The sequence below is a fragment of the Paenibacillus profundus genome, from assembly GCF_021369635.1.
Classification (GTDB): Bacteria; Bacillota; Bacilli; order Paenibacillales; family Paenibacillaceae; genus Paenibacillus_B; species Paenibacillus_B profundus.
Map to the genome: position 1 here is coordinate 83,068 of NZ_JAJNBZ010000022.1, position 19,415 is coordinate 102,482.

Below are 19,415 nucleotides of genomic sequence, written 5' to 3' on the forward strand. Positions count from 1 at the left end.
CATTTTGATTGAATAGCAATGATTAATAAACTAACCTGAACATGGGACCGAGGCCGTTCAATGAGGAGGGTTAACATGAAGCTTGAGAACGAGAAAGCGCCGGAACCGCAACAAGAGCGCAATGAATCCGGCAAAAGTAAAATGAGCCGCAGAGAGCTGTTGAAATTAAGCGCCGCTGCGGGTACGGGAATGTTTGTAGGCATGGGCGGCATGGGGGCCTTTATGTCTTTTAGCGGTATCCTTAAAAGTTCAAGCCCAAGCCAAGAACCAAGCCCGGCAGCAAAGGATAATCAAACGAGCCAAACCAGCGTTGCCGGCTCCATTCCCTTCTACGGGACAAAACAAGCGGGGATTGCAACACCTCCGCAAAAATATATGTGTTTTGCCGCATTCGACATCGTCCATGCCGACAGGATGAAATTAGAACAATTATGTAAAACATGGACCGACTATAGTGCAAACATGACGGCTGGAAAATCGGTTGGAAAAGCTAATCTGGAAGGACTTGCACCGCCAGATGACACAGGGGAAACGCACGAACTTCCCCCAGCACAGCTTACGATTACGTTTGGTTTTGGCCCCACTTTGTTTCGCAAAGACGGCGTTGACCGCTTCGGATTGGCCGCAAAACAACCGGATGAGCTCGTTGACATTCCAGCTATGCCTGGCGACGCCTTGACAGAGCAGGAATCGGGCGGCGATGTGTGTATCCAAGCCTGCTCGGATGATCCGGTCGTAAGTTTTCATGCGATACGCAACTTAGCCAGAGTTGCCCAAGGCACTGCGAAGATTCGTTGGGTACAGGAAGGTTTCTTGAGTGCTCCTGATGGACAGACACCACGAAACCTGTTTGGATTTAAAGACGGTACAGCAAACAACGAGCTTGAAAATGATCAAGCCATGGAGCGGTATGTATGGGCCTCACCATCAAATAATCCATTATGGATGACTGGGGGCACCTATTTAGCTGTCCGGAAAATTCGCATGTTCATTGATGAATGGGACCAAACGGCACTGCAGAAGCAAGAAGCAACGTTCGGCCGTCAGAAAGAAAGCGGGGCCCCGTTCGGCAAAAAAAATGAAGCTGATGCCGTGTCCATGCGCCACATACCGACAGATTCACACGTGTGGCTTGCCCGCGGTACAGGAACCAAGCTGTGGCGGCGCTCTTACTCTTACTCACGCGGCCTTGATGCAACCAGTGGCGATTTGGACGCCGGTCTTCTTTTTATCAGTTTTCAACAAAGCATCAAAAATCAGTTCATCCCCATGCTCTCCATTCTGGCGCAGCATGATGCCTTGAATAAATACACATCCCATCTCTCCAGTGCTGTGTTTGCCTGTCCGCCTGGCGCACAGGAAGGAAGCTTCATCGGGGAAGCGCTGTTTCGCTGAACTTCGCAAATAGGCAACCTTTATAAGAAAACCTCCGCCCGAAACATTATGTTCGGCGGAGGTTGCTATCGTGCTTCTTACTATCCCATATGCTGCGCCTGCAGCTTCATCGGACGGGAATGATGAACCAACTCCGCGTAGAATCCGTCCTGTGCAATTAGCGATTCATGCGTGCCTTGCTCGACGACACACCCATGACGCATGACGATAATGCGATCCGCATGTTGAATCGTAGACAGTCTGTGCGCAATGACGAGTGTCGTTCTTCCTTCCGACACGACGCTTAGCGCTTGTTGGATCAATCGCTCCGTATGGGAATCGAGATGCGCAGTCGCCTCATCCAGGATAAGGATGCGAGGCTGGAACACGAGAATGCGGGCAAAGGAAATCAATTGCCGCTCCCCGGCGGATAACCCGCTTCCGCGCTCGGATAGCCGCGTGTCGTACCCGTGCTTCAATCGTGTAATCATACCGTGTGCCCCAACCGCCTTGCAGGCCCATATCACTTCTTCCCGTGAGACATTATCCTTGAACAGCCGCACATTATCCAGTATCGTGCCTGAGTAGAGGTACGGATCCTGCTGGACAAGCCCGACGATGCGGTGCAATGTATCTTGAGGCAAACTACGAATATCAACGCCGTCGATCTCCACACTCCCCCGCTTCACATCATAGAAGCGCGCTAGCAAGTTGACGAGAGAGCTCTTGCCTGCTCCCGTCGTGCCTACGATGCCGACGAATTCCCCTGGCGAAATGTGCAGATCCAAGTCATGCAGCACATCCCGATCATCGACGTAAGCGAAGCGGATGCGGTTGAAGTCTACTTGTCCCAGCACATCGGACGCATCGATCTCCTGTGCCTGCTCTGGCTCTGGATCGCGAACCTCCGGCTGTACGCGGAAGATGCGCCATAAACGGTCCATGGACACAATTGTCGATTGGAGCGTGTTCCATTGCTGGGTAATTTGGTTAATTGGCTGAAAAAATTGCCGGATATAGTTAATGAAGGCATACAGCACGCCGAACTCCAACGCGGTATCAAGCACAGCGAAGCCGCCTATCCAGACGATGAAAGCAACCGATACGTTGCCGAGAATATCGAACGAACGGTTGAACATGATGCTCGTGCGCACCTCGCGTAGATTTTCCCGCAAATATTTGCGGTTCTGTTCCGTAAATCGCTCGGTCTGCTCCTTCTCCTGATGGAACACTTGAATGAGGCTCATGCCCGACAAGTTCTCCGCCAGAAACGCAATCAGCCGGGACAGCTCAGCGCGCGTCCGCTGATAAGCGGATCGAAGCATAGAGCGGAAAGCAATCGCAATGGCGAATATAATCGGGAACAGGATAAGACAGTATAAAGCCAGCTTCGCGTCAAGCGAGAACATGAACGCCACGATCAGTATAAGCGACAATCCATCCCGCACGATGCTCAACAGCACTTGCGTGAAAAATTGGTTAATCGTCTCCGTATCGCTCGACACATTCGTAACGAGGCTGCCGATCGGGTTGCGGTCGAAGAACGACATCGACTGCTTCGAAATGTGCCGGAACAAATCCTTCCGCAGCTGCCCAACGATACTCTGCCCGACCCTTTGCAGCAGATTCGCCTGCACGTACGAAAATATCATGCTTATCGCCGCCAGCAGCAAATAACAACCGCCCAGCGTCAATAGTGTCCTGACGCCATGCTCCCCCGTCAGCACGTTATCGTCGATAGCAATCTTTACCAGATAAGGCTGCAGCAAATCCGCGCCAATGGCGAAGAATGTGCATACAAATACGGTAAGAAACGTGAACCGGTGCGGCTTCGCATAGGAAAGCATCGCCTTGAACGATTGCTTGCGGTCTTCGGGAGACACATCATAGGCATTACGCGCTTTACTACCTTTCGGTTCAGGCATCGAGCATCCCCTCCTCTTGAATGGCATAGAGCGAGGAATAATAGCCGCCCTGCTTGAGCAGCTCTGCATGCGTTCCGCGTTCCTTGACGGCCCCGTCCTCCAGCACGATAATCTCATCAGCATGACGAACCGCACTGATGCGATGGGCGATAATAATATTGGTCTTGCCTTGGCGCGCTTCGCGCAAGTTGTGCAGTATATTCGTCTCCGTGACGACATCGACTGCGCTGACGCTGTCGTCCAGGATGAGAATCGGCGCATGCTTGATGAGTCCGCGGGCCAGACTGGTCCGCTGGCGCTGACCGCCCGACAAGGTCAGTCCCCGTTCGCCCAGCTTCGTATGGAACTGATCCGGAAGATCCGCAATATTGTCATACACATCTGCCAGCCTAGACGCTTCCTCAATGGGCTCATCATCAACACCGCGGTCATGGAACGCGATGTTGTCCCGTATTGTCGTGCTGAACAAAAAGCCGTCCTGCGGCACATACGCCACCTGCGTGCGCAAGCTTTCCAGCGTCAGCTCGCAGATGTCCTGCCCGCCGATGAATATCGTTCCCTGCGGCGGATCGTACACTCTGAGCATCAGCTTGACTAATGTCGTCTTGCCGCTCCCTGTCTTGCCGACAATGCCAAGCGTCTTGCCTGCCTGCACCTGGATATTTAAGTCCTTGAGCGATGTGGTATCGGTATCCGGATACGCGAACGACAGCTGCCTAATATCAATTCCCGTCTTGTCTGGATCGATCGGAACGGCGTGATCCGACTCGCGGATGTCCGGCTCTTCCCCAAGCAGCCGGTTCAGTCGATCAAGCGACGCCCGGGAGCGCAGCATGACGTTAATGACGTTGCCAATCTGCTGCAGCGGTGTAATAATCATGCGCAAATAGAGCGTCAGTGTAACGAAATTACCGAGAGAAAGCTGTCCGCGAATGGACAGAATGCCTCCGTACGTTATCGCGATAACTAACGAAAGCGCACCGGCGAAAGGAATAAGCGCCTGGAACAGCGATGTCATGCGGACGAGGCTTAGTTGATTGTCACGGATGCGATCCACCGTTTCCCCGAACCGTTCCCGCGCGATATCCTCAACTGCAAACGTCTTCGTTACCTTAATGCCGCCGAATTGCTCCTCCGCCGATTCCGTCATCGATGCCAAGGAATCCTGCACTGCCCGCGATCGTATCCGAATACGCGGACCGAAGTAGACGACAAAGAGCGGGATGGAGAGCAGAGGCAGTACACAGACGAACACAAGATAGAGTGGAATGTGGCTTACGCTCATCATGACGATAACCGAGATTAATAGAATCGACGCGTTCGTCATCTGATTAAGACCATTAGCTATCGTTTCTCTTACAGAGGTCACATCGTTCATGAAGTAACTAAGCAGCTTGCCGACCCCGTTGTTGGAAAAATAATGCTCGCTGAGTCGCGTAAATTGCTGGAACAACCTCTGCCGGGTATTGAATTCAAACCAGCGGCCAAGCCGGTGATTCAGTAATTGACCCATGCCGAACAATGTGCCGTACCCGACTCCGATAACGAGCAGCCATAAGCTGTAGTGGACGACGGACGACCTCGTCAATCCATTCTGCTGCAGCTCATCTGTAAATTGTCCGAGCAAGCTTGGAAAATAAGCGTAAATGACGTTGGCTGCCGCCATAAACAATACCGCTGTCACATAAAGGGGCAAATGAGACCGAACATGACCGAATAACAACGTCTTTTCTTTCATGTATTCACTTCCCGTACCAGTTATCGAGTCCGGTGCCAAAGGGATCTGGAGACAGAAGCTAGCAACTGCTGCCGCTAACTTCAAAAGACGATCATTTCCATGTTCCCGTTCGGCTAATTCGCCTCCTTTCGGGACCATTATGTTATCAGATAGATATGATAGATCAATTATAGCGCGGCTTCAATCCATTTGTTAACATTTTGTCAACAATTTCAAAAGAAAACCTCTATCGAGGCATGGACGCTTCATAATTACACGAAATGTTCCATTCGTGCAGGGGGACGTTCAGACTGATGGGGATTTGCTTCATCCGCTCCCTTGCTTCATTCTCCCCTTCCATCAGAAGGCAGCATGGCCATTGACGACCCTGGCTCTCTGACTTTAAAGCCGCGCGACCCAGAACGGCTATGGGTAACTGCCACCAAGAGACGGAACAACCTAAGACGACTATAGCTCACTCCTATCAGAAGGCGGCACGACCTAGGACGACTATAGTTCACTCCTATCAGAAGGCGGCACGACCTAGGACGACTATAGTTCACTGCCATCAGGAGGCGGCACGACCTAGGACAACTATGGGTAACTGCCACCATGCTCGGACGCTTCCTATCTATATGAAATGGCATGCACTTTTTTCCTCAACGCAACCCATCCTGACTGTTTGGGAGAATGGAGCTAAGGGCCACATTCCACACAGGACCGACAGCCTCTTCCCCTCTGAAAGCGAAGGGGGCACTGCCATTCTGAATAAAGGGGAGAGTGAAGCAATGGATGGAACAGGAATACCTGCTTCGGAAAGGGTAACGTAACGGTTCCAAGACGGAAGACGTCTTTTTCCCGACTAATTTCAGCATGGGTTATCGGAGTTTTCGAGCGGCACTTGCCGTCCTGCTCCACACCTCCTTATGTTGGATTGCAGAAGGACTCGGATTAGACGTACCAAAAGGCTAACCCCGCGAGGTTAGCCTTTTTAGGTCGTGCCTACGACCGCCGCTCCAGCACGGTAAGTATCATCTGTCGCCTGCTTTATTTCAATGATTGCAAAGTAAACGAAACACTGTTACGATAATTACGTAACAATGTTACACTAAAAGGCGATCAAGGAGGCTTCCGCATGTTATGGATGAACAACTTATTTCAAAAAAAGAATTGCTCGAGCTGACCGGCATCTCCTACGGCCAGTTGTATCGGTGGAAGCGCAAAGATTTGATTCCTGAAGAGTGGTTTATTCGCAAGTCGACGTTTACCGGTCAGGAGACCTTTTTTCCGAAGGCTAAAATTTTGGCGCGTATCGATAAAATCATCGACATGAAGGACAATTTGTCCCTTAACGAGCTTGCCGACATGTTCTCGCCCAACTTGGCGGAGATGGCACTCCACAAATCAGACATTATAAATCGTGGCATCGTGTCGACGATGGCACTGCAATATTTTACGGATCAGACGGGCGATGCAGACGCTTTTACATTTGAGAGATTGATTCATATGTATGTACTGGATCGGATGCTCCACACCGGAGAAATGAGCCTTGAGGAAGGCAAGGGCCTTTTACAGGTGCTTCGCGATCACTACCAGCGATTCGAAGGGAGAAGCTGCGAGCTGATGCTCGTGCGGAAGATGGGCGTCTCGACTTTCCTGCTCTCCGCCAGCCCAGGCGAAGTGTATTTTGATAATGGAACTAAGCTTGTATCACATATCTCGCTCGCAAGCTGTCTAGAAGAATTGAAGGCCAAACTCACTTGATTGGGGGAAACTCTCATGAGTCAACATTTGAGAGACATTATTATATCTGGAATGGGCAGTTCATCTGGCGGATCGTTCCAACGCGTTCGCATAGATGGGGTAGGGGAAATAAACGGGGATATTGTTTGCGCTTCGTTCGTGAGCAATGGCAAAGGCAAAATAGCAGGGAGTATTCAGACTGATAAGTTCGAAGTCCGCGGCATGTGCACGGTAAAAGGTAACATGCAGGCTGTTCATAGCCGTATTGATGGCACGGCCAGTATCGACGGACGCCTAATTGGGGAAACGATAGAGATAAACGGAACCGCATCGGTTGCATTCGATTGTGAAGCGGAACAATTCAAATCCCACGGCAGCTTCAACATCGGCGGATTGCTCAATGCTGGCGCCATCGATATTAAGCTGCTTCACAGTTGCCACGTACGGGAAATCGGCGGTGAGAATATATCCGTTAAACAAGGCAAACCGTTGTCCGTATTTAACAAGCTGTTCTCTTCTTTATTCAGCAGTCCACATCTGGAAACAGATACGATCGAAGGCGACAAGGTTGTTCTGGAATATACTAAAGCTCGCGTCGTACGCGGCACGCAAGTGATCATCGGTCCTGGCTGCGAGATTGACCTGGTGGAATATAAGCAGTCCGTGCAGCTGCATGAAAATGCGCAAGTAAACAGCCATATTAAGCTATAATCCGCATATGGTTAATCGGGAGGTTCGCTAATGGAACAGCGGCAGCATTTGAAAATAATGGGATCATCAAGCTCTGGAGGAGGCATATACGACAAAGTCAGCATTTTGGGCGACGGAGAGGTGAACGGGAATATCGAATGCCGCTTGTTCACATGTGCGGGAACGGTAAGGGTGTATGGCCACGTGAAGTCCGAGGAGATGAAGATTCGCGGCACTTCACAGATGGAAGGAAGCCTGCTTACGCATAAGCTCATCGTTCAGGGACAAGGCGACTTTACCGGTGGTGTGAAGGTGCAGGAGGCGAGCATCAGCGGTATGGTGAATATCGGCAGCAGCCTGCAAGGCGAACGATTGAAATTGAGGGGCTCGATCGAGGTGCAAGGCGATTGCGAAGTTGAGACCCTTTCCGCAGTCGGTTCCTTTGCAGTGTGCGGTCTGCTCAATGTGGGCAGCATGGATTTACGCATCAACTGGAACTGCCACGCAAAGGAAATTGGCGGCGAGATCATCAAGGTCCGCAAGGGAAGCGGAATCACCAATATGCTCAAATTTATTCCGGGCATCTTCCAAGTCATGCCTGATGCGCGGCTGACCGCCGATGTCATTGAAGGAGACCATATCGAGCTTGAGCATACGACCGCAGCCATCGTGCGTGGCAATCACGTCAAGCTTGGCCCCGGCTGCGAGATCGGGCGCGTCGAGTATCGTCATCACTTCTATCAAGATCAGGATAGCGTCATCAACTCGGTCATCCAAATGTAACAAGAAAGTTGCGCGGTTCGGCCAATTCGACGTGAGTTCCTGCGTTCGCTCGGCATGACGAGTGGAATTACGATTTCGGCACTATCCAGTGCTCATTCTGCAAGCCGTAGCGACTTACAGAAACAATCTGCGGGATGAGCTGCAGGTTAAGCAGAGAACCGATACCCATCATGAGTATCGGTTCTCTCCTTTCTCTAAAAAATGATTGGTTCAACAACCATTAAAACTTGAACTTGCCAAGGGCCTCCTGCAGGCCATGTGACATCCGTTTAAATTCTTCCGCTGAGCTAGCCAACTCTTCCATCACCGCATTTTGTTCTTCCGTTGCAGCAGCGATGGATTGGACGCTAGCCGCCGATTCTTCGGAAATCTGGGCGACGCCCTGCACTTGCCCGAGCATCTCTTGCGAACTGGTATTCACTTCTTGGACAATAGCCTCCACCATGCTGGCCAGATTGGATATTTCCTGCATCATGGTGACCATCGCATGGAATACGTCGCCCGTCTCATTCACGCTGCCAATCCCCGATTTGACGAACTGATTGCCTTTGTCCATCACTTCGACCGCTTTTACCGTTTCGGATTGAACTTCCGATATAATTTCATGAATTTCCATTGCAGCCTTGTTCGATTGATCCGCCAAAACACGCACCTCGTTGGCTACAACGGCAAACCCTCTGCCATGCTCCCCTGCTCGCGCCGCTTCGATCGCAGCATTGAGAGCAAGTAAATTCGTCTGTCCGGCAATGTCGGTAATAATTTTTATAATTTCACCGATTTTACCCGATTTCTGCTCCAAATTGTGCATAATCTTCGAGCTGGATTCAACATTTTCAGACAGCTGATTCATTTGGCCAACCGTCTGGTTTACGATGTCATTTCCAAGCACGACCTTGTCATTGGCTTTCGCAAATTCATTGGTTATCGTTTTGACTACTTGATCGACCTCTCCAATCGCCATCGTAACGTCCTCAATCATTTGGCTGACCTCAGCCAGCTTCTTGGAACCCTCATCGACACCCATCGAAATATCTTGCAGCGATATCGTAATCTGTTCAGACGATTTACTCGTTTCTTGGGAGCTTATCGCGAACTCATTCGACGTTAGCGTAATCTTCTCACTCGTGTCTACGACATGATCCACTAAGCTCTTCAGATTAGTCCTCATGCCCGAGAAGCTGCGTGCAACGGCTCCCCAAATATCTTTACGAGACGTATCTAAAGCAACACGATCTGTAAAGTCACCTTCGCCAATATGTTCAATGGTGTAGGACACACTCTGAATCGGAGTGACGAACAATCTCCTCACAAGCAGCCAAGTTACCCCTGCGATGGCTACCAAAGCCCCGACCGTGACGGCATACATAATCCATTTATAATTACTAAGTCCGTTATCAAAGTCATCGAAATCGCCCACGGAAATGACGGTGTACTCTCCTGCTTTGGCAGCAAAAGCGTAGCCCCCTAACCCGGTATCAAGGTACATTTCATGCTTTTCTCCCGTATAGAGCGAACTTAAATCGTCTTCCTCTTTTGACAGCCCTATGCCTGCCCGTGCGACGACTTTTCCGTCTTTTACGAGCAAAGCATAGCTATGATCTTTGAAAGCTACTGTATTCAAAACGGCCTTCGGATTTTCACCGCTGTGTTCCACTACGAGCTTGCCGATTTGCCGCACCACCGTCTGCGTATCTTCCACCATGAGATCGTTGATGATGTTCTTCATATAACCTATATTTACCCAGCAAGTCGCCTGAATGACAAGCAGGGTCAACAGGCTGATTGGCAATAAGATGCGTGCTAGAAGCGATTGAAAGCAGCGACTCCATAATGTTCGAATTCGTTCGTTGATTGACTGAGGTTTCATTGCGATCTCACCTTCTTTGTAATAGAGTGCCATACCGGCACGTAACGATGTTCAGTTGATAAAAAAGACTCCCCGTCCGAAAACGGGCAAGTCTTTTTTTCCAATATGCTTTCTATGAAACGTGAATCAATGATTGCTTCCTAGAGGGTATCCAAATAGCGATCCGCTTCCTCAATGCTTTGCGACACGCCGTACGCGCCCCCAAGATCTTTAACTAACCGGGACAATTGAAGCTTCGTCAACGCGGAGCTTACGATCATCGCGGAACCTTTAATATTTTTGCGCGCCATATATTCACGCAAGCCTATCAAATAATCGTTTACTTCCGCAGGTGCCGGTTGCGCATTCGCCATGTCGATGCAGAACGTGTACCCTTCCTTAGCTTTATCCACTTGGTCACGAACGGCTTTATCGTAATCTTTTGCCTCGTCCATCGCCATCATACCTTCAAGCTTAACGTATACACGGTTTTTTGCTGCGTTATAATTTGCTTCAAACATCGTATCGTTCCTCCTCTAATGTAGTGGTTCCATAACCACGTCTATTGCTCAAATTCGCTAGTGCTCTTTCATACTGCTATCGGTTGTCTCTATTCTCGATGCCATCCCTCCCATACGTAGTCTCGCAACCGATTCACTTGTCCGGGTACGACAGGAATCCTACTTCGCGGCAATGGTTCAGCATGCTCGTAATTTGCGTATCTCCCGGTGCTGTCCAAGCGAACCCGAGATAGCCCAGCACGGCCGTCGTCCGCTCGGCGGCATGAACGAATGAGGTCTGTGCCGTTCCCTCGTCCATCCAACCGCTGTGCAGCATGACGTTCTCCACCGCTTCTCTGTCCGCCTTCTGCTCGTAGCGCTCGAACAAATAATCCAAGAAGCGATCCATCGGCAGCGGCATGACGGAAAATTCAGGCCGCTTCGCAAGCATGTCCGACATGCCGATGCGATGCGGGTTATAAATATGGAATGTCTCATTATGCAGTGCAGGCTTGTCAAATAACGTAATGATGGCCCGGCTCACTTGATCTACGTAAGACAAATCTGTATCCTGTCCGGCCTCTGGAACCGCGCCTAACCCGATGAAGGCTTTCACCGTGTTATAGAAGCCATTGTCATGGATATTTTCCTGAAATTGGCCATTCTCGGAGTTGAACACGATGTTGCCGATACGATAAATGTTGGCATTCACGCCGTTCTCCCGGGCCTGCTCCACCTGCTTCTCTGCCGCGAACTTCGTCTGCACGTAATAGTTATCATGCCGCTGGCCGACGTCCAGATCGTCTTCGGTAAACAGCATCTCAGACTCTCCTTCGATCGTCCCCATCCCGACGGACATCGTCGACACATGGTGGAACTCCTTCTTGTTCCCTGCAGCGGCTAATTCCAACAAGCGCTCCGTCGCGGTCACATTGTTCAGCACAAATTCGGAATAATGTCCGTAGTGCTTCACATTAGCGGCCGCATGAATGATGCAATCAACTTCGTCCGACAGCTTGGAGTATACGTCCTCCTCCAGTCCAAGGCGCTCTTCACTCAAATTGCCGTTGATTGCCACAATTCGATGCCCGTGCTGCTGCGCCAAGGAAGGTCCGAAATAATAAGCAAGCTTATCGTTCAATCTTTGCCGCGACTGTTCGGAAGACTCCCCACGAACAACAGCAGTAACCTTGCTGTCTGTGCAGACGAGCAGATCACGAAGCAAATAGGCCCCCAAATATCCTGTCGCTCCGGTCAGCAGCACATTGCGGTATCGCGCTCGTTCCGATAGATCCATTCGGCCATACCGTTCATTTCGGCTCCGGTATTGAATCCACCCTTCGCTTACCGCCTTGTCTTCTTCAACGGATGCTGCGTGCAGATAGGCTTCCCGAATCTGCTCCAGCTTGTCCTTCATATGATTCGGCCGATACTTCATATGCTGTGCCAGCTCCCGAATCGTCGGATAGGCAAATATATCGCTGACATCGACTTCGAACTCCTGCTTTAACTGGGCAACGAGCGTGATAGCCTTCAAGGAATGGCCACCCAGTTCAAAGAAGTTGTCGCACACTCCGACCGCTGCAATCCCTAACAGCTCTTGCCACATATCCGCCAGCTTCATTTCAGTGTCATTGGCTGGAGGCACATAGTTCGTCGCGGTCCATTCCTGCTTCGACGGCGCCGGCAGCTTCGCCCGGTCGATTTTCCCGTTCGTCGTAAGCGGCATCTGCTCCAAAAACGCATAGTAGGTCGGTATCATGTAATCCGGCAGGTGTGAGAGCAGATGCTGCCTGATGTCAGCAGCCGTCAATGTGCCTTCAGCCACAATGTACGCACACAGCGCCTTTTGCCCCGCTGATTCCTCGATATCCGTAACGAGCGTTTCCTTCACCAGCTCGTGGCTGCGGATTTGCGCTTCAATTTCGCCCAATTCCATCCGATAGCCGCGAATTTTGACCTGATGGTCTTTACGCCCAAGGAACTCGATGGTGCCGTCTGGCAGCCACCGCACAAGGTCCCCCGTCTTATACAGCTTCTCGCCAGAAATGAACGGGCTGTCAATGAAATTCTCCTGCGTCAGATCATCTCGGTTCAAATAGCCGCGAGCCACGCCGTCGCCGCCGACCCACAGCTCGCCTGCCACGCCAATCGACTGCAGCTTGCCGTAGCCGTTCACCACATAAGCTGTCGAGTTCGCAATTGGCATCCCGATCGGGATTGAGCCGTCCCGTCCCTCCGTAATCTGGTGGCAGCACGAGAAGGTGGTGTTCTCTGTCGGACCGTAGCCGTTCACAATCGCGATCGGCGCACACGCGTGCAGCACACGATAAATATGCTTCGGCGACAAGACATCTCCGCCGACGAGCAACGTCCGTACCGGTGCGAACAGGCGCTCATTCTTCTCCACCAGCTGGGTAAACAGCGGCGAAGTGAGCCACATCATTGTAATGCCGTGCTGAGCGATGGCGCGCTCCAATTGCTCTGCATCCAGGATCGTCGTCTTATCCACCAGCACGAGCCGAAGTCCATTCAGCAGCGCTCCCCAGATTTCAAACGTCGAAGCATCGAATACGAGCGAGCCCGTCTGTAAAATGCAGTCATCCTCTTGAAACGTCACGAAGTTCGTGTTCTTCACCAAGCGAACGACGTTGCGATGTGTGACCATAACTCCTTTTGGCTTGCCTGTGGAACCAGATGTGTACATCAAGTAAATCAAATGGTCTGCATCATTCACATGCTCCAGGTTATCTATCGATTCATGGGACAGCTCCGGATCGGAGAAGCCGATGCGCTGCAAGCCTTCTGGCAGACGCTCAGCCAAATGTCCGCTTGTCAGCACGATAGCAGCGCCGCTATCCTCCAGCAAATACTGAATCCGTTCCTGTGGATAATCGGGATCGATCGGAACGTAAGCTCCACCCGCCTTCATAATCGCGAGCACGCCGATAACCATCTCTGCTGTCCGTTCCGTGAACAGACCTACCGGTTGTTCGGGTTTCGTCCCTTGCTGCCGCAAATACCGGGCCAACCGGTTCGCTTCCGCGTTAAGCTCTCCGTACGTCAGCTCCCGTTCACCCGCCACCAGCGCGATGCGCCCCGGCGTGATGCGCGCCTGTTCCTCGAACAGAGCATGCACAGTGGAATTACGCGGATAATCTGCCTCCGTCTGATTGAATTCGTGAATCAGCTGCTGCTGTTCTTGTCTGGTTATCATCTCCAGCTCGCCGATCTTGCGCTTCGGCTGTTCCGCCGCTTGTGCAGCCAGCTGCACGAAATGCTCGGCCATCCGTTCCACCGTTGCCCGCGTGAACAGCTTCGAACAGAATTCGAAGTTAAGCGATAATGATTCCTCGTTCTCAACCGCTTCCAGCGTCAAATCGAACTTCGACGTTCCATTGTGGTAGGGTACCGACACGAATGCTGCGTTTCCCATCTGGAGCGATGTATCCCCCATGTTCTGCATGACGAATACCGTATCGAACAGCGGATTCCGGCTCACATCCCGCTTCAACTGCAGACGATCGATCAAGCTGTCCAGCGGATAATCCTGATGCTCGTACGCCGACAGAAGAGTATCTTTCATTTCTTCCAAGTAAGCGGCGAACGTTTTTTCACCTTCCGGGTAGCTTCGAATCGGCAGCGTATTGACGAACATGCCCATCATCCGGTTCAGATCAGCATGTGTACGTGCAGCAATCGCACAGCCGACGATGACGTCTTCCTTGTCCGCATATTTGGAGAGCAGCACGTTGTAAATGGACAACAGCGCCATATATAGCGTCGTTCCCTGGTCAAGGGCCATCTGCTTCAAGCCTGCAGCCGCTTCAGCCGGCAGTGTCACACGCACGATGTCCCCCTCGAACGATTGCACGTTCGGACGCGGGGAATCGGCTGGAAGCTCCAGTACCGGAAGCTCTCCCTCCAGCACGCGCAGCCAATGCCCTTCATGTGCGGAAATATCCTGCTTCCGCTGCGACTGCCATTCAGCGTAGTCTTTATACTGCAATCGTACTGGCGTAAGATCCTTGCCCTCGTACAGTGCCGACAGCTCTTCTGCAAAGATGCTGAGCGACGTGCCGTCAAATACGATATGGTGGATGTCCAGCAGGAGAACATGATCATCTTCCCCGAGCTTGGCCAATGCCGCCCGGAACAGAGGCGCCTCGTCCAGTTGGAAGGGCTGGACAAATTCGTCGGCCAGCTCCGCTGCGGTGCGGCCTTCCGCTGCGATGAGCCGCATCCGGAAGCCGGTGTGAGCACACACCTTCTGGATAACTTCATCCTGCTCCCAATGGAACGAGGTCCTGAACGCTTCGTGGCGTTCCACTAGCCGATTCAGCGCCTGCTCGAGCCGTCCGGCGTCTAGCTTGCCCTTCACCTGGTACACGAGCGGTATGTGATAGGCCATGCCGACTCCGCCCCGCTGCTGCAGCGCGAACATACGCGTCTGCGCCGGAGCGAGACGATAATGCGGCTTCGCTTCCGCTGGCTCAATCGCCTCGAACCGTCCTGCTTCGCCCTCATCGATCAGCGCGGCCAGCTTGCCGATGAATGGATTCGCGAACAGCTCCTTGAAGGACAGCGTGACACGGAATGCGGCCGCAATCTTCGCCTGCAGCTGAGCCATCTTCAACGAGTGCCCTCCCAGTTCGAAGAAATGGTCCTTCGTTCCGATTGGCGCGATGCCGAGCAGTTCCTCCCACATGTACGCGAGCTTGATTTCCGTCTCGCTGACAGGCGCCGTATAGCCGGCGGCAGCCCGCTCCCGCTTCTCTGGCTGCGGCAGCTTCGCCCGGTCGATCTTGCCGTTAATCGTAAGCGGCATCCGGTCCAGGAACATGAAATAGGCAGGCACCATATATTCCGGCAGATGCTGTGACAGATACTCCCGGATTTCGACCGCCGACATCTCGCCTTCCGCCACGATATAGGCGCAAAGCGCCTTCTGACCCGGAGTCTCTTCAAAGTCGATGACAATCGCTTCCGTCACTTGCTCGTGAGCATGAATTTGCGCTTCAATCTCACCGAGCTCCATTCGATAGCCGCGAATCTTCACTTGGTGATCCTTGCGGCCTACGAATTCAATACTGCCGTTCGGCAGCATCCGCACAAGGTCACCCGTCTTATAAATCCGTTCCCCTTGCACAAATGGGCTATCGATGAACTTCTCCTGGGTCAGCTCCTCCTGATTCAAATAGCCGCGCGCAACGCCCTCGCCGCCGACCCACAGCTCGCCTACCGCCCCTATTGGCTGCAGCTTGCCGTACTCATTCACGACATAGGCAGTCGAGTTCGTAATCGGTGTACCGATGGGTATCGTCCCATCCACCTCGTGCTTTAGCTCGAAAGAGGTGGAAAACGTCGTATTCTCGGTCGGGCCGTAAATATTGGATATCGCGATTGGCGCACACTCTTTCGCCGCGCGGTAGAAATGCTTCGGCGACATCAGTTCTCCACCGACTAGCAGTTGGCGGAGCGGAGCGAATATGCGCGGGTTGCGGTCCACCAATTGAATGAACAGCGCCGTCGTCAGGAACATAATCGTCACGCCGTGACGGATAATGGCTTGTTCCAGCTGCTCTGCATCCAATATCGTCGTTTTATCAACCAACACCAGTCCCAATCCGTTCAAGAGCGAGCCCCAGATTTCAAAGGTCGATGCATCGAACACCAGCGATCCCGTCTGCAAGATGCGATCGTCTTGGCCGAACTTCACATAGTTCGTATGTTTGACCAGCCGGATGACATTGCGGTGCGTTACCATCACACCTTTCGGCCGGCCTGTCGAGCCTGATGTGTAAATGATATAGATAAGATCCTCCGGCTGATTGACAGGGGACAGATTATCCTCCAGCTCAGTGGCAAGATCCGGGTCGTCGATGATGACGCGTTCGATTGCGCCGGGTAAATAATCGGCCGCTAACCGGCTCGTCAGTACCAATCGAGTGCCGCTGTCCTCCAATACGTATTGAATGCGGTCCTGCGGGTGATCGGGATCTAGGGGGACATAAGTTCCTCCTGCTTTTAAAATCGCCAGTATCCCTATGACCATTTCCGCGGTTCGCTCTGCCATAATACCGACGGTTTGCTCACGGGTCACCCCCTGCTTCCGCAGACGGCGGGCTAATTGATTCGCCTTTTTGTTCAATTCCCGGTATGTGAGCTCCCGCTCGTCTTCCACAACAGCAACTCGGTCTGGAGCTTGAAGCACCTGCTGTTCGAACAGTGCCTGTACCGTGAAAGTCTTCGGATATTCCACTTGCGTCCGGTTCATATCATGAATCAACTGTCGTTTATCTTGTTCCGTCAGCATTTCCAACTCGCCGATTGTTTTCTGCGGATGCCGTGCCGCCTCTTGAAGGAGCTGCATGAAGTAGACCGCCAACCGTTCTATCGTCGTTTGCTGGAAGTGATTTTGTTCATAATAAATCGTAAATATCGGTGATGTCACACCATCTGCGCCAGCATATTGAAATCTGCCGTGCAGCCCGCTTACGTCTTGGTCCTTCGGAAGCTCGGGACAGATTCCGGCGCCGCACCAGCAATAAGTCGCAACGCCACCGTCCTCTAATGCTGCTGAGCAAGTCATGCTCACTGTGTCAGCGCAGGACGACAGACTGTCATGAATGCTCACGATGCCAGCTATCGTTACGTCGCTCTGGCTAACTATGGTATGAGCGCCTTTGCCGTTCTCCGATCCCACAACATGAAGGGCCACTTGTTCCGAGTTGTAAAACCGGGAAAGCAGTGCAGCCCAAGCCCCGCAAATAACGGATTCCAGCTTGACGGAATGCTCGCTCGAACGCTCGGTCAAGAGGCGTACCGTATCCGCCGGCAGCTCAAAAGAATGTGCGTCGTGTCCGGCCAACTTTTCCACTGTCAATTGAATTGAAGCCAATCTATGTCCACTCCTTTATCTCGTTCAACGATAAATCATAAATCGATGAGTCAATTGTTCCACTGTTATGTATTCTACTTGCTTGGTGAACTCTGCATGCTGTGCACAAACCGCCATACTATAGCCTGCTTCAACCCCGGAGTATTGTTTTACATAGTAATCGTCAACACTCCATACGGGATCGCCATGCGGTACAGCAGCGGTTTCTGTCACGATTTCGAGCAAGCTCGGAAGCATGCCGAACCCCATTCCGATCGCCTTGAGACAGCTCTCTTTCGCCGTCCAAATGGTGAAGAACCGTTCCTGGCGCGCGCGATCACCGTCTGTACATGTGAGCATATCCCACTCGCGCGGCGCGCATATAAGACGAGCCACATCCATATCCCACTCTCTCATTCGTTCAATATCAATTCCGATTGGCGCATCATCAACCGCAGCCACGACGATATTTCCTGAATGGGAGACGTTGAAATAAACGGGATTCCCTTTAAGATAGGGCTTGCCGTATTCATTGGTGCGAAAAACAAGCTCATCGTTTCGCTGTCCCAATTTTCGACAAAGCAGACTGCGGACCAGAATATCCGCGACGACCAAGCGCTGCCGCTCCTTATGCTTACGGAGCCTGTCCAGTCTTTTGTATTTTTCAGGAGTAATATGCGGGATTAGTCTATCAATCAGCCGGTTCATCTCATCGTGAGGAGAACCACCCTCCAATTTCAACAAGACAATATTCATAATCCGATTCATCCTCTAAACGCAAAAAAAAAGACTATTGTCCCCAATAGCCTCGTCACCAAATAAATGTTGATGTACCGCAACATAGAATGGCAACCCGGCCGCCATAATCCGCTTGCTGGATGTTAGGCCCGAGGCTTTGCGTCCTTACCTTTCGATAAGTTTGCCTTTATCAAGTTATATTTCGGTTTTCATACGTATTTGTTTACACATCCACCCACTGGAAATGAATACCTTTGTTCATGAAGACCTATACTAAAATAAAATCTCAAGTGAGTGAGTATGATGAAAAAACTATCTATCTCCAACAATCATGGCTGGGACGAGCCAACACTAGAACAACTGGCTTCCAGCTTGGACGATGCTCAATTCGCCAATCGAGTGCGGGCCATCCAACTCATCATGTCCGGTGCTTTCGCCAAAGACGTAGCCGCGCAGTTGGGCATCCATCGCCAATCCGTATCCGTTTATGTCAAGCTGTTCAACGAAGGTGGCATGGAGCATTTACTTGCCCGCAGCCTCGCTCCAGGCAAACCAAGGTTGCTGTCTCCGGAGCAGGAACGAGAATTGATTCGCCGCATCATCTCCACTCCTTCGCCTTCTGCTCAAGGTGCTTCTCATTGGAGCATGCGCGATATTCATGCCTTGCTGCAGTCAGAATTTCATCTTGAAATGTCACGCACTGGCATTCGCGACATGCTGCGTCGATTAGGTCTAAAGTATACAAAACATGGTTATAAACTTGAGAAACAGATAGAACATCCAACTCAAGACCCATATAATACATCGGAACGTTAAGATGAAAACTTAAACGCCTACCTTCATTTTACTTTCGATTTTTCGACAATGCAAATCAACTTATGTCAAAAAATGATGAATTTTCGGTTATTTTAAGTTTTTTTGTGCGATACAATGCGCTTTGGAGCAGAACAATTATCCAGTTCCATGTTGTTTTCATGAGCGATAGCGATAATGTGATAAAAATGTGAACACTAACGTTTCCGCCCTTTTCCAGAACAGAAACAAGACCGCCTCTCTGAAGCAGACGGTCTTATTTTTCTATCCTACCATTTACCTATTCCATTTGGTGCTGCTGCACCCTAGACCTGAACACTACGTTCCACGGTATACAGTCTACGGAATGCGGGTCTACGGTCTACGGTCTACGGTCTACGGTCTACGGTCTACGGTCTACGGTCTA

The 19,415-nt window shown here is 51.4% G+C and carries 11 protein-coding genes and 1 riboswitch; of the genes, 5 read left to right on the forward strand and 6 right to left on the reverse strand.

Annotation, left to right across the window (positions count from 1 at the left end; all coding sequences use genetic code 11):
- The first annotated feature begins 75 nt into the window (after positions 1-75).
- The gene (gene efeB, locus LQV63_RS21840) at positions 76-1,395 is read left to right on the forward strand and encodes an iron uptake transporter deferrochelatase/peroxidase subunit (protein ID WP_233698292.1); all 1,320 of its coding nucleotides are present in this window, start codon (positions 76-78) and stop codon (positions 1,393-1,395) included.
- Between the two features lie 80 nt (positions 1,396-1,475).
- Here the strand turns inward: efeB and LQV63_RS21845 are convergent, their stop codons facing one another.
- Positions 1,476-3,299 (reverse strand): ABC transporter ATP-binding protein, encoded by a 1,824-nt coding sequence (locus LQV63_RS21845; protein ID WP_233698293.1) that lies wholly within the window; start codon positions 3,297-3,299, stop codon positions 1,476-1,478.
- Positions 3,292-5,037 (reverse strand): ABC transporter ATP-binding protein, encoded by a 1,746-nt coding sequence (locus tag LQV63_RS21850; protein ID WP_233698294.1) that lies wholly within the window; start codon positions 5,035-5,037, stop codon positions 3,292-3,294. Before LQV63_RS21850 ends, LQV63_RS21845 begins: the two co-directional genes overlap by 8 nt.
- A gap of 1,119 nt (positions 5,038-6,156) precedes the next feature.
- On the opposite strand from LQV63_RS21850, the gene LQV63_RS21855 reads away from it, so the two are divergent.
- From LQV63_RS21855 to LQV63_RS21865, 3 genes are read left to right on the forward strand one after another with little or no spacing between them, the layout of a single operon-like run.
- On the forward strand, positions 6,157-6,780 hold the full coding sequence (locus tag LQV63_RS21855; RefSeq protein WP_019421647.1) for a YhbD family protein: 624 nt from the start codon (positions 6,157-6,159) through the stop codon (positions 6,778-6,780).
- Positions 6,781-6,795: 15 nt separating this feature from the next.
- Positions 6,796-7,470 (forward strand): polymer-forming cytoskeletal protein, encoded by a 675-nt coding sequence (locus LQV63_RS21860; protein ID WP_019421646.1) that lies wholly within the window; start codon positions 6,796-6,798, stop codon positions 7,468-7,470.
- Positions 7,471-7,500: 30 nt separating this feature from the next.
- Positions 7,501-8,232 carry a polymer-forming cytoskeletal protein gene (locus tag LQV63_RS21865; protein ID WP_233698295.1) on the forward strand — a complete coding sequence of 244 codons (732 nt, stop codon included), beginning with the start codon at positions 7,501-7,503 and terminating at the stop codon, positions 8,230-8,232.
- 220 nt (positions 8,233-8,452) lie between these two features.
- Here LQV63_RS21865 and LQV63_RS21870 read toward each other — a convergent pair whose 3' ends face one another.
- The 4 genes from LQV63_RS21870 to LQV63_RS21885 all read right to left on the reverse strand — a co-directional run bounded on the left by LQV63_RS21870 (position 8,453) and on the right by LQV63_RS21885 (position 18,214).
- Positions 8,453-10,099: a methyl-accepting chemotaxis protein gene (locus tag LQV63_RS21870; protein ID WP_233698296.1), complete on the reverse strand. Its 1,647-nt coding sequence runs from the start codon at positions 10,097-10,099 to the stop codon at positions 8,453-8,455.
- Positions 10,100-10,239: 140 nt separating this feature from the next.
- Positions 10,240-10,599, reverse strand: coding sequence for a protein kinase (locus tag LQV63_RS21875; protein WP_233698297.1), 360 nt, complete (start codon positions 10,597-10,599; stop codon positions 10,240-10,242).
- A 133-nt stretch (positions 10,600-10,732) separates the two neighbouring features.
- Positions 10,733-17,479: a non-ribosomal peptide synthetase gene (locus LQV63_RS21880; RefSeq protein WP_233698298.1), complete on the reverse strand. Its 6,747-nt coding sequence runs from the start codon at positions 17,477-17,479 to the stop codon at positions 10,733-10,735.
- Positions 17,480-17,503: 24 nt separating this feature from the next.
- Positions 17,504-18,214, reverse strand: coding sequence for a 4'-phosphopantetheinyl transferase family protein (locus tag LQV63_RS21885; RefSeq protein ID WP_233698299.1), 711 nt, complete (start codon positions 18,212-18,214; stop codon positions 17,504-17,506).
- Positions 18,215-18,302: 88 nt separating this feature from the next.
- Positions 18,303-18,392, reverse strand: a riboswitch (cyclic di-GMP riboswitch).
- A 104-nt stretch (positions 18,393-18,496) separates the two neighbouring features.
- Here LQV63_RS21885 and LQV63_RS21890 point away from each other — a divergent pair.
- Positions 18,497-19,012 (forward strand): helix-turn-helix domain-containing protein, encoded by a 516-nt coding sequence (locus LQV63_RS21890; protein WP_233698300.1) that lies wholly within the window; start codon positions 18,497-18,499, stop codon positions 19,010-19,012.
- Positions 19,013-19,415: the final 403 nt, after the last annotated feature.

Coding starts and splice junctions, on each gene's coding strand:
- LQV63_RS21885 (WP_233698299.1), bottom strand. CDS start 18,214: ATGAATATTGTCTTGTTGAAATTGGAGGGTGGTTCTCCTCACGATGAG.
- efeB (WP_233698292.1), top strand. CDS start 76: ATGAAGCTTGAGAACGAGAAAGCGCCGGAACCGCAACAAGAGCGCAAT.
- LQV63_RS21865 (WP_233698295.1), top strand. CDS start 7,501: ATGGAACAGCGGCAGCATTTGAAAATAATGGGATCATCAAGCTCTGGA.
- LQV63_RS21860 (WP_019421646.1), top strand. CDS start 6,796: ATGAGTCAACATTTGAGAGACATTATTATATCTGGAATGGGCAGTTCA.
- LQV63_RS21890 (WP_233698300.1), top strand. CDS start 18,497: ATGATGAAAAAACTATCTATCTCCAACAATCATGGCTGGGACGAGCCA.
- LQV63_RS21875 (WP_233698297.1), bottom strand. CDS start 10,599: ATGTTTGAAGCAAATTATAACGCAGCAAAAAACCGTGTATACGTTAAG.
- LQV63_RS21855 (WP_019421647.1), top strand. CDS start 6,157: ATGGATGAACAACTTATTTCAAAAAAAGAATTGCTCGAGCTGACCGGC.
- LQV63_RS21870 (WP_233698296.1), bottom strand. CDS start 10,099: ATGAAACCTCAGTCAATCAACGAACGAATTCGAACATTATGGAGTCGC.
- LQV63_RS21845 (WP_233698293.1), bottom strand. CDS start 3,299: ATGCCTGAACCGAAAGGTAGTAAAGCGCGTAATGCCTATGATGTGTCT.
- LQV63_RS21850 (WP_233698294.1), bottom strand. CDS start 5,037: ATGAAAGAAAAGACGTTGTTATTCGGTCATGTTCGGTCTCATTTGCCC.